Origin of the sequence: Gordonia araii NBRC 100433, assembly GCF_000241265.1 — a bacterium.
In the GTDB taxonomy this organism is placed as follows: Bacteria; Actinomycetota; Actinomycetes; order Mycobacteriales; family Mycobacteriaceae; genus Gordonia; species Gordonia araii.
Window position 1 is genome coordinate 80238 of record NZ_BAEE01000050.1, and the last position, 11023, is coordinate 91260.

Sequence of the window (11023 nt, forward strand, 5' to 3'; positions counted from 1 at the left end):
ATGCCGTTCGCGCTGCCGCAACCTCCGCTGTTCTCTCGGTCCACGATCGCGCGAGGCGGCGAGTGGCGAGGCAATCACGGTGCGGCGCAGCAAAATTGGCCCGAGGCCAAAGTTCTGTTGATCGACCGGCGGGGACGGTTCGGTATCGCCGAAGGCGGCGGAATGCGATGGCTTCCAGGGCCCGAGGTCGGCGACGGCCCGCCGGTCGATGCCGTGCTGCTGGGCGTCGACGGCGAGGTCTTCCTGTGGGCTCGGCGGGTCGACGAGGTCGCCGAACCTCTCGGTGACGCGCGGTCGGCCGGGCATCATCTGAGTGGCGACGAGGCTGGGTTGCTGGTCACCGCCCTGGGTCTGCTGAACTGGAATGACACGGCGGAGTTCTCGCCGATCACCGGGGCGCCGACCGCGACGGAGAAGTTCGGCTGGGTTCGGCGCGACCGATCGTGCGGGCGCGAGGAGTTCCCGCGCACCGACCCGGCCATCATCACCGTCGTCCACGACGGCGCCGACCGCATTCTGCTCGGGCGTCAGGCGATGTGGCCGGACAAGTGGTATTCGACGTTGGCCGGCTTCGTCGAGCCGGGGGAATCGCTGGAGCAGTGCGTGATCCGAGAGGTGTTCGAGGAGGTCGGCATCGTCGTCACCGAGCCGCGGTATCTCGGCAGCCAGCCGTGGCCGTTCCCGCGGTCGCTGATGCTCGGGTTCGCCGCGCTGGGTGATCCCGACGAGCCGCTGCGGTTCCTCGACGGCGAGATCGCCGACGCCGCGTGGTTCACGCGCGAGCAGGTGCGCGACGCGCTCGCGGCGAAGGAGTGGACCGACCCGGAGAACGGCGACGACGTGCCGCCGGTGCCGCTTCGCCTGCCAGGCTCGGTGTCGATAGCCCGCAGCATGATCGAAGCCTGGGCCGCCGCGCCGTCTTCTGCGTCTGCCTGACCTTCTCGCCGAGTGGGCATGTCACCCCCGCCGAGTGGGCACCTCACCGACGCCGAGTGGGCACCTCACCCACGGTCAGTGGGCACCACGGCCCGCGGGAACAGGATGGCGGCCCTGTGGTGTTATTCATTGCATGAGTACTGATGCACCCGCGCTGACCATGTACACCACGACCTGGTGTGGTTACTGCAACCGCCTCAAGACCGGGCTCAAGAGTCTCGGCGTCACTTGGGACGAGGTGAACATCGAGGAAGATCCAGCGGCCGCTGATTTCGTCGGCAGCGTGAACAATGGCAATCACGTCGTCCCGACGGTGAAGTACGCCGACGGCTCCACGGCGACCAATCCGTCGATCGCGGATGTTCGCAAGAAGCTCGGTCTCTAGCGGTTTGCCCACTCGGCGTCGGCGAGGTGCCCACTGGGCGTAGGTCAGGTGCCCACTCGGCAGGTTGAGGTGCCCACTGGGCGGGGGTGAGGTGCCCACTCGGCGGAGCTCGGGAGCGGTGAGCAGACCTGTCGGACGCGGGTGAGATAGTGGTCGGTGTGGGGGAACATCTCACCGATCTCGACCCGGAGCAGCTCGCGGCCGTCACTGCGCCGCGCGGTCCCGTCTGCGTTCTGGCCGGTGCCGGCACGGGTAAGACGCGGACGATCACCCGTCGGATCGCGCACCTCGTCGACCAGGGCCAGGTCAACCCCGACCAGGTACTCGCCGTCACGTTCACCGCACGCGCCGCCGGCGAGATGCGTTCGCGGCTACGCGCTCTCGGAATCGGGGATGCGGGATCGGCGGCGGGAGTTCAGGCTCAGACCTTCCACGCCGCCGCGCTTCGACAACTGCGCTACTTCTGGCCTCGCTGCATCGGTGACGCACGCTGGGAACTGCTGGACTCCAAACTGCCCATCGTCGGCCCGGCGGCGCGCAAGGCCCAGTTGCCGACGACGACCGAGACCCTCCGCGACCTGGCATCGGAGATCGAATGGGCTAAAGCCAGCCTGATCGGCCCGAGTGAGTACGCCGTCGCCGCGGCCAAGGCCGGTCGCGACCTTCCCGCGCCGGCGGAGCAGGTCGCTGCCGTGTTCGCCGCTTACGAGGCCGCGAAGGTATCTTCCGACGGCGACTACCTTCTCGACTTCGACGACCTGCTGATCTTCACCACCCAGATGCTCGCCGGCGATCCCGGCCTCGCCGACGAGTTTCGTTCGCGCTACCGCTGCTTCGTCGTCGACGAGTATCAGGACGTCACCCCGGTCCAGCAGGGCTTACTCGACGCCTGGCTCGGCGACCGCGACGACCTCACCGTCGTCGGCGACGCCAATCAGACGATTTACACCTTCGCCGGCGCCCGACCGGACTATCTGCTCAACTTCTCCCGCCGATTCCCCGAGGCCCACGTCGTCCGCCTGATCCGCGACTACCGCTCGACGCCCCAGGTCGTCGACCTGGCGAACCGGGTGATCGGCGCGGCACGCGGACGTGCCGCGGGAACACGGCTCGAACTGGTCGGCCAGCGTCCACCGGGGCCGCCGCCGCGGTTCGCCGAGTATCCCGATGAACCGGCGGAGGCGACGGCAGCCGTCGCCGAGATCTCCAAGCTCATCGACGACGGGGTGCCCGCCTCGGAGATCGCCGTGCTCTATCGCGTGAACGCCCAGTCCCAGGTCTACGAGCAGGCGCTGACCGAGGCGCAGATCCCATATCAGGTCCGCGGCGGCGACGCCTTCTTCGCGCGCACCGAGATCCGCCAGGCGCTGCGGGAGATTTCCCGCGAAGCACGGTCGGAGAACGTTCCCGCCGGCGACGAGCTGTTGACGGCGCTGCGGCGCATCCTCTTCCCGCTGGGCCTGACGCCCGACGAGCCGTCGGGTGCCGAGGCCAAGTCGAGATGGGCGTCGCTGACGGCGCTGGTCGAGCTGGCCGAGGAACTCCTGGGGCACAACCCGCAGCTGACCATGGGCGAGCTGGCCACCGAGCTGACCTCCCGGTCGCAGGCGGGCCACCCGCCGACCATGCGCGGTGTCACGCTGTCGTCGCTGCACGCGGCGAAGGGGTTGGAGTGGGACGCGGTGTTCCTCGTCGGCCTCACCGACGGCGCGGTGCCGATTTCCCACGCCATCGATGCGTCGGCGGAGGCGATCGAAGAGGAGCGGCGCCTGTTCTACGTCGGCGTCACACGAGCCCGCGAGCACCTGCGCCTGTCGTGGGCGCTGGCCCGCAACGAAGGCGGGCGGCGAGGGCGGCGCAAGTCGCGGTTCCTGACCGGGCTGTTGCCCAACTGCGAGCGATGTTCGTCGCATCTCCTCGGTGCCCGTGCGCTGCGCACCGGTGTCTGCGACTCGTGTTCGGGCGATCGGCGTTCGGCCGGTGGATCCGGCGCCGCGCGGAAGGCGGCGACGATGCCGTTGGCCCCGGTCGACGCCGAGCTGTTCGACAGTCTCAAGGCGTGGCGGCTGGCCGAGGCCAATCGGCAGGAGAAGCCGGCGTTCACCGTGTTCGCGGACAAGACGCTGCGGGAGATCGCCACGACCAGGCCCGCCGACCTGCGCGCCCTCGCCCGCGTCAACGGTGTCGGCGCCGCCAAGCTCGAGCGGTACGGCGACGACGTCGTCGCGATAGTCGCCAACGCCGGTCCGACGGCCGAAGACGGGTAAAACCCCAGGTAGAAAATAGGTTGTGCCGCGCGACGACGGTCCGTACCCTGGACCGAGTCAAAGCAGTGGGGATCAGTACCTGCTGCGCCTAGCACCGAGACCGGAAGGAGTACGGACAGTGAACTCAAGCCATCAGTTCGCCAGCCATGCGATCGCTGCCGTGCGCCTGTGGGACAAGGCTGTCCTGCCCACGACCCCTCTCGTAGGTGCACCGAGCAAGCCGATCGCAGCAGTGGCTGCGCGAGCGCTGTGGCGATTCTCCGTACCGGACCATCCGATGTGACGACTTAGTCCATCTGGACTCTTCCCGGCCACGGCGAATCGCGACAAGCGAGAACCGTGGCCGTTTTGTTTGTCACCGATCCGTTGTACGTCCTGATCTTCCTGGAGAATCCCATGACCTGTCTGACTGATTTCACCAGCGGCGCGTCTCCAATGGCGCCCGCTTCGCTCGGCCTGCCCTGTCGGGAGGCCGACGCCGACCTGTGGTTCGCCGACGCTCCCGCCGACCTCGAGGCCGCCAAGGCGCTGTGCCAGGGCTGCCCGCTGCAGCGGGAGTGCCTGGAGAGCGCGATCGAGCGCTCCGAGCCCTGGGGCGTGTGGGGCGGCGAGATCTTCGAGCGCGGCCAGATCGTCGCCCGCAAGCGGCCGCGCGGCCGGCCCCGCAAGGTCGCGAGCTGAACGAGCCCGGCAAGCAGCAGCTTGCCGGGCTCGTTTGCGTCTTGGGCCGGTGCGACGGCGACGCGACGTCAGTCGACGCCGGGTACCCACTCCGACATGATGGCGCGGTACGGGGCGTGCGCCTCCAGCTGGGAGGCGATGCCGACGCACCCGAGCAGCACGCGGAACACCATCACGTAGGCCTTGGGCACGTTGAGGTTGCGCGAGGTCTTGTAGACGTCCCCGCGCATGTCCGTCGCGTTGCCGGCGGCGCGCTGTAGCCATTTGCGGGTGAAGTGGAACTCGTCGGTGTAGAGCGGGTCGACGAACGGCTTGAGGTAGGCCTCGAGGTCGGCGGCGGTCACCTTGTTCGCATGGCTGGGACGGATGAAGTCCGTCGCGACGAGCAGATTGCGCAATTCGTCGTAGTCCCGATCGCGGGCCAGTTTGAGGATCGGACCGGTCTCGGCCGGCAGGCCGTCGGGATAGTGGCCGACGGCGCCGAAGTCGAGCACCCCGAAGCGACCGTCATCGGCGATGAAGAAGTTCCCCGGATGAGGGTCGCCGTGGAGCAGCCCGGTGCGATACGGCGAGGAGATCTCGAACTGCGCCATCCGTGCGGCCGCGAGGTTGCGCTGCTCCTGGGTGCCCTCGGTGATCAGCTTGGAGAGCGGGGTCCCGCTCATCCACTCCGACACGACGACTTTCGGCGCGCTCGCCACGACCTTGGGAACCAGGAAGTCAGGGTCGCCGTCGAAGGCCTTGGCGAACACGCGCTGGTTCTCGGCCTCGCCGAGATAGTCCAGTTCGGCGTCCGTACGGTCGATCAGCTCGTCGACCATCGCCTTCACGTCGGTTCCGGGCGACAGCTTCTGGATGAGGCCCGACATCCGCCCGAGCGTTTTGAGATCGGCGCGCAGCGCATGGTCGGCGCCGGGGTACTGCACCTTGACCGCGACCTCACGCCCGTCGGACCACACCGCCCGGTGGACCTGGCCGATGCTCGCCGCCGCGGCGGGTTCGTCGTTGAACTCGAGGAAGCGCTCCCGCCACTTCGTGCCGAGCTGCTGGTCGAGGACGGCGTGCACCTTCTTCGCGGGCAACGGCGGTGCCTCGGCCTGCAACTTGGTCAGCGCCTCACGGAACGGTTCGCCGAACTCCTCGGGGATCGCCGCCTCCATGATGGACAGGGCTTGCCCGACCTTCATGGCGCCGCCCTTGAGCTCGCCGAGGACGGCGAAAAGCTGCTCGGCGGTCTTCTCCATCAACTCCTGGTTGACTTCGTCTTTGCTCTTGCCCGCGATTCGTTTGCCGAGGCCGCCGACCGCGCGTCCCGCGACGCCGATCGGCAGCGCCGCCAACTTTGCGTTCCGGCGCCCCGACCCCCGCGTGATTTCACTCATGAGTGAAGGATAGTCGACCGCCTCAACGGCGGGTATCGCGCCAAACCGCACCGCAGAAGCAGCGGGGATGGGCCGGCCACGATTTCCGGCGCAGCCGCAGCGGGCCCGCATGGATCTCGACGGTCGCCGACAGCAGATCCGGCGGCGCCACCGTGGCGACCGAGCCGTCGGCGGACTCGGCACCATGGGTCCGCCGGGCGAGTCCGGAGGTGATCTGGTCGATCTGCTCCAGCGCGGCGCCGACGGTGAGCCGAGTGATCGCCTCGCTGGCGTAGCCGGACCGGTTGACCAACTGGGCGCTCAGCAGCGGCCACTCGGGGTCGAGCGCCGCCCGGTGGTGGTCGGCGCACCGCAGGCAACTAGTCCGACCGGGCAAGACCAGCGGCCCGACGACGCCGACGCCGTCGCGCAGCAGAACCGGGAGGTGCGGGATGCGATTGCGCATCAGGTCGCCGAGGACGAGCGGATCGTGATGGGTGTAGTCGGTCAGCACGACCAACGTCGGCCGCCGCGTGGTGGCATGCCACGGCCGGGCACGGCGGACGCTGCTGCGGGCCAGCGGGTAGCCGGCGTCCGACAACGCCTCGCCGAGGCCGCTGCGCAGGGGGCCGGTGCCGTGCAGACACACCCGCAACGACGGGCTCGTGCCGGTGAAGACCGCTCCGATCTCGCGCAGGTGCCGCACGATCTCGTCGAAATCGGTTGTGCTGAGCCCGATTTCGCTCAGGCGTGCGGCGATGTGCCTGGCGCCCGACGGCTGACCGAGCGATTGCAGGAGACTCGTGACGGCGCGGGCGTCGACGGTAGGCGGCAAATCGACGAGGATGCTGCGCTCAGGATCGCAGCCGAGTTGTACCTGGTGCGGACCGCGCACCAGGATGGCCGTTCCCCGGCGCAGCATCGGCACTCTGACGCTGGGTGCAGAGTTCGATGAGGGCTCGATTGCCGGTGCGACCATGGGACGAGTGTGCCTTGGCGATCCGTCTCACCGCCCTCGTGCGGCAGGGTTATCCACAGCCAGATCATGCCGTTGAACTGGGCTTATCGCCTACCGATCAGAATCGTCGGGTTTTCCGCCGGATTCCGCGTCCGGACCGTCGTCGGAGGATTGCTCGTCGGCGATCGTCTTCTCCAGCGCCGCGAGCGGGTCGGAGTCGTCGCGGGTGAGAATCTGGTCGATGAAGGCGGCGGGGGAATCCAGATCGGAGCCGTCGGGGAGCAGATCGGGGTGATCCCAGACGTGATCGCGGGTGGTGACGTCGGTGGCTTCGAGCAGGCGGTCCCACAGCGCGGTGGCCTCCCGGACGCGGCGCGGCCGCAGCTCAAGGCCGACGAGCGTGGCGAAAGTCTGCTCTGCCGGCCCGCCCGACGCACGGCGCCTGCGCATGGTTTCGGTCAACGCCGCCGTCGCCGGGATCCGGTCACCCAAGCCGCGGGTCACGACATGCTCGACCCAGCCCTCGATGAGTGCGAGGAGCGTCTCGATGCGGTCCAGCGCGGCCTGCTGCTCGGGCGTCGTGGTCGGTTCGAAAGACGCCGCCGAGCCGAGGATTTCCTCGAGCTTTCCCGGGTTCGCCATGAGCTCTTCTGGGCTGATGTTCTCACCGAGGTCGGCGATCCCGCTGACATCGACGGTGATGCCCGCCGCGAACTGCTCCACCGCGGCCAGCAGGCGCTGGCGCAGCCACGGGACGTGGGTGAAGAGGCGGACGTGCGCCGCTTCGCGCGCGGCGAGGTACACGATGATCTCCTGGGCCGGCAGGTCGAGCCCGTCGGCGAACGCGGCGATCGCCTCGGGCATCAGCACCGCGGTGCCCGAGGGGGCGAGGGGCAGCCCGATGTCGGTGCCGGAAAGCACCTCGGTCGCGAGTTTGCCGAGACCTTGGCCGAGCTGCGTTCCGAAGACCGAGCCGGACAGCTGGTTCATGATGCCCATCATCGGTCCGGCGAGCGCCGCCGCCTCCTCCGGCATGCCTTGAGCCCATGCCTGCGACAGCTGGCGGGCCAGCGGATCGCACAACGTCGTCCACGTCGGCAGGGACTCCTCCAGCCACTGCACCGGCGTCCAGGCCACCGACTGTGTCACCCCGCTGGGCAGGGCGCTGACCTCGTCGAGCCACAACTCCGTCAGGTGCACCGCATCGGCGACGGCTGACGTCTCCCTGTCCAGCACCGGCGTGAAGTCGCCGATCTCCTGCCGCGCGACCGATTTCGCGAGCTCGTAGTTGACCGGCGATCCGCTGCCGCCTGCGCTGGCGCCGCCGGCGCCCATGGCGCTGAACATGCTGCCGAGCTGGGAGAACAGCTGGCCCATCATTTCCGGGCTCAGTTGGCTGGGGTCGAAGTTCCCGCCCAGCGCAGCGAACTGCGACGGGTCGAACTGCGCGGGATCGAAGTTGAACGCACCGCTCGCGCCGGCGCCGTCGGACTTGTCTTTGTCCTTGTCGTCGTCGCGGTCGTTGCCGGAGAACCCGAACGGGAGATCGCTCATGATTCCACCGTACCGACGACCGACTACCCTGGCCCGGGTGAATGCTTCTGTTAGCTATCGGCGAATTTTGACGCTCGCGGTGAGCGCGGTGCTGCTGGCCCTGTTCGTCTACCTCGGGCTCACCGTGCAGGCCCCGTACGTCGCGTTCGGCCCCGGCCCCACCGTGAACACCTTGGACACGGTGAAGATCGCCGACGGCAAGGGGCCCGACGGCAAGGAGAAGCTGAAGTCCGTTCCAGTCGTCGACATCACGGGTGTGCCGACCGACCGGACCGATGGCCACCTGAATCTGACGACCGTTTCGGTCACCGACGGTCTGTCCCTGTTCGATGCGTTGAGCATGTGGGCCTCCCGCCGGTACGCGCTCGCTCCGCGTGAATCCCAGTACCCGCCCGGTCAGTCCACCGACCAGGTCCGCAAGCAGAACGCGGCCCAGATGACGGGTTCGGAGCTGACCGCCCAGGCCGCGGCGCTGCGTCAGATCAACCGGCCGACGAAACTGGTCATAGCCGGGGTCGGCAAGAACGCGCCCGCGGCGGGTGCGCTGCGGGTCGACGACGAGGTGCGCGCGGTGGCCGGGACGCCGGTGGCGACGGTCGAACAGATGCAGGCGGCCGTGCGCAAACACAAGCCGGGTGACGTGGCCGACATCGACATCGTGCGCAACGGCCAACCGCAACGCGTACCGGTGACGCTGGGCAAGGTCGACGGCAAGGACGGGTCGGGCAACGACGTCTCGATGACCTACCTCGGGGTGACGCCCGCCGTGGTCAACGCCGATCCGGCGCTGAAGATCAACATGAACGTCGGCGACATCGGCGGGCCGTCGGCGGGGCTGATGCTCTCGCTGGCCATCGTCGACCGGCTCACTCCGGGCAGTCTGACCGGCGGCAAGTTCATCGCCGGCACGGGCACCATCAGCGACGAGGGCAAGGTCGGCCCGATCGGCGGCATCACGCACAAGATGGAGGCGGCCCGCGAGGAGGGCGCCACAGTGTTCCTGGTCCCCGCCGGCAACTGCCGCGAGGCGTTGACTGACGTGCCCGACGGCTTGACCCTGGTCAAGGTAGAGAGCCTGGCCGGTGCCATCTCGGCGCTCAACGCCACCACCGTGGGCAAGCCGGCGCCGAGCTGCGCCAAGTAGTAGCTGCCTACTTGCCCACTGGGCGAAGGTGAGGTGCCCACTCGGCGTGGGTGAGGTGCCCACTCGGCGGGGGTGAGGTGCCCACTCGGCGGCTAGGGGCGGCGAATCAGCGGCGCACCGATCGCGCGATGCGGTCGGCGACGACCGCGCGGCCGACCGTGTTCAGGTGAAAGGCCATGTTCCCGGCCGGAGCGGTGCGGCCGTAGAACCACGGCCGGCCCGAGCAGGCGTCGTGGCCGCGGTCGGTGACGTCGATCAGTTTGCCGCCGACCCCCTCGGTGGCCGCGCGCAGACGCTTGTTGGCCTCGGCGAACAGGTTGTTGAACCAGACCGCGTCGGCCCTGCTGAGCTGTACCTGACGGCAGCCCCGCTTGCCGATGAAGCCACCCAAGCCGACGGTGAAGATCTGCGCCCGCGGAGCGCGGCCGCGAATGGCGCGCAGCGAAGTGGTCGACTGGACCGTCAGGCGGTGCAGGCCGCGGCGGGCGCGGGCCTTGATCCGCGGGTTCTTGCTGCAGTTCGCGCGCGAACGGATGTTGCACTTCTTCAGTATCTCGGCCCAGTCGAGATCGTTGCCGCCGGTGCTCACCGTGATCACCTGCGCGTTGCGCGGGACCTGGGGGAGCTGGGCGGGGATGGGGAATGCCAGCGATCCGGTCATCGAGCCCGACGCCGAGCCGAGCGGGTCGTTGGTCTTGCGCAGGCCCATCACCTGGGGGTGGTGGCGCAGGTTGGCGCTCTTGGCCCCGATGCAGGAAATGTCGAGGTAGGTGCGCGGCTTGATCCGGTCGCGCACCATCGACGGGTAGTTGTCTCCCGAGCGCCGGCACGGGTTGAGCTGGTAGTCGCTAGTCAGCGTCGCCGAACCGCCGGCGGCCCGCGAATCGCCCATCGCCACGTACACCCCGTGCGTGTACGGGGCGCCCTGCGGCAGGTTCGGCTTGGCCGGTGCGGCAGGGGAGGGGGCCGCGGGAGCCGGCGGGTCCGCGAAGGCGGGTCCCTCCGTGGTCACAAGCACGGTCGCGACCACCGCGGGGACTACGAAACGGGCGAGCGTAGTGCGGGTTTTCACCCGTATAGGTCTAGCAGAATCCGGGGCCGGTCAGAAATCGTGTTCGGCGTCGAGTGTCGCGGCGAGAGCGTCGAGGAGACCGGGTGCCAGGTCCGGGTGGGACAGGAGTTCGAGGCGATCGCCGCGCTCCTCGGCGGTGTCGTCGCGCATCTGAAGGAGCGCCAGCCGCTGTCCGTCGCGCAGCGCGCCGGCGATCAGACGTGCTCGCTGCTGCTGCGGGTGCTCGCGCGCGGTCGCTCTGGCCGCGGCATCGGCGGCCTCGGGGTCGGCCAGCAGCGGTACGAACGCCTCGTCGAGGTCGGACTCGGCCTGCGGCGGCAGCACGATGATCTCTTGGGCCAGCGCGCAGCCGGCCACCACGTCAGGCCATGAGGTGGTGGCGAGGAGATGCTCGAGCTCCTCGGCGACCGTGTCGGGATCATCGGAGAGGGGGAGCTGTTCTTGGGCGATCGGGGAGAGTTCGGAGTCGTCCTGCTCGTCGACGAGGTCGGGGTCGGTCTGGGCGAGGGCCGCCGTCGGCACGAGGGCGAACAGCATCGGCGGTTGGTCCCAGCCGGCGGCGTCGACGAACTCGGTGACGTCACGCAGGGCGCAGCCGAGCGCGTCGGGGGACAGGTCGTCATCGGTCACCGCTCCATCATCACCCACCGGGAACTGTCCGGTTG

The 11023-nt window shown here is 69.0% G+C and carries 10 protein-coding genes; 5 read left to right on the plus strand and 5 right to left on the minus strand.

Going from position 1 to position 11023, the window contains the following annotated elements:
- From nudC to GOARA_RS09325, 4 genes are all read left to right on the plus strand, one after another.
- Positions 1-936, plus strand: a complete 936-nt coding sequence (gene nudC / locus GOARA_RS09310; protein WP_007322100.1) for an NAD(+) diphosphatase — start codon at positions 1-3, stop codon at positions 934-936.
- A 133-nt stretch (positions 937-1069) separates the two neighbouring features.
- Positions 1070-1321, plus strand: a complete 252-nt coding sequence (locus tag GOARA_RS09315) for a mycoredoxin (protein WP_007322101.1) — start codon at positions 1070-1072, stop codon at positions 1319-1321.
- A 149-nt stretch (positions 1322-1470) separates the two neighbouring features.
- Positions 1471-3588: an ATP-dependent DNA helicase UvrD2 gene (locus GOARA_RS09320; protein WP_007322102.1), complete on the plus strand. Its 2118-nt coding sequence runs from the start codon at positions 1471-1473 to the stop codon at positions 3586-3588.
- A gap of 396 nt (positions 3589-3984) precedes the next feature.
- Positions 3985-4269 carry a WhiB family transcriptional regulator gene (locus GOARA_RS09325; RefSeq protein ID WP_040522519.1) on the plus strand — a complete coding sequence of 95 codons (285 nt, stop codon included), beginning with the start codon at positions 3985-3987 and terminating at the stop codon, positions 4267-4269.
- Positions 4270-4337: 68 nt separating this feature from the next.
- On the opposite strand, the gene GOARA_RS09330 is transcribed toward GOARA_RS09325, so the two are convergent.
- From GOARA_RS09330 to GOARA_RS09340, 3 genes are all read right to left on the minus strand, one after another.
- Complete coding sequence (locus tag GOARA_RS09330; protein ID WP_040522474.1) at positions 4338-5651, minus strand: ABC1 kinase family protein; 1314 nt, start codon at positions 5649-5651, stop codon at positions 4338-4340.
- A gap of 22 nt (positions 5652-5673) precedes the next feature.
- A complete protein-coding gene (locus GOARA_RS09335) occupies positions 5674-6609 on the minus strand; it encodes a hypothetical protein (RefSeq protein WP_083834837.1) in 936 nt (311 codons plus the stop codon).
- A gap of 90 nt (positions 6610-6699) precedes the next feature.
- Entirely contained in the window at positions 6700-8142 is a 1443-nt protein-coding gene (locus tag GOARA_RS09340) for a zinc-dependent metalloprotease (protein WP_007322106.1), read from the minus strand.
- Positions 8143-8179: 37 nt separating this feature from the next.
- Between GOARA_RS09340 and GOARA_RS09345 the strand changes: the two genes are divergently transcribed.
- The gene (locus tag GOARA_RS09345; RefSeq protein ID WP_245548398.1) at positions 8180-9286 is read left to right on the plus strand and encodes a YlbL family protein; all 1107 of its coding nucleotides are present in this window, start codon (positions 8180-8182) and stop codon (positions 9284-9286) included.
- Between the two features lie 106 nt (positions 9287-9392).
- Here the strand turns inward: GOARA_RS09345 and GOARA_RS09350 are convergent, their stop codons facing one another.
- Both GOARA_RS09350 and GOARA_RS09355 read right to left on the minus strand, forming a co-directional pair.
- Positions 9393-10358, minus strand: a complete 966-nt coding sequence (locus tag GOARA_RS09350; protein ID WP_040522475.1) for an SGNH/GDSL hydrolase family protein — start codon at positions 10356-10358, stop codon at positions 9393-9395.
- 30 nt (positions 10359-10388) lie between these two features.
- A complete protein-coding gene (locus GOARA_RS09355; RefSeq protein ID WP_007322109.1) occupies positions 10389-10988 on the minus strand; it encodes a PPA1309 family protein in 600 nt (199 codons plus the stop codon).
- Positions 10989-11023: the final 35 nt, after the last annotated feature.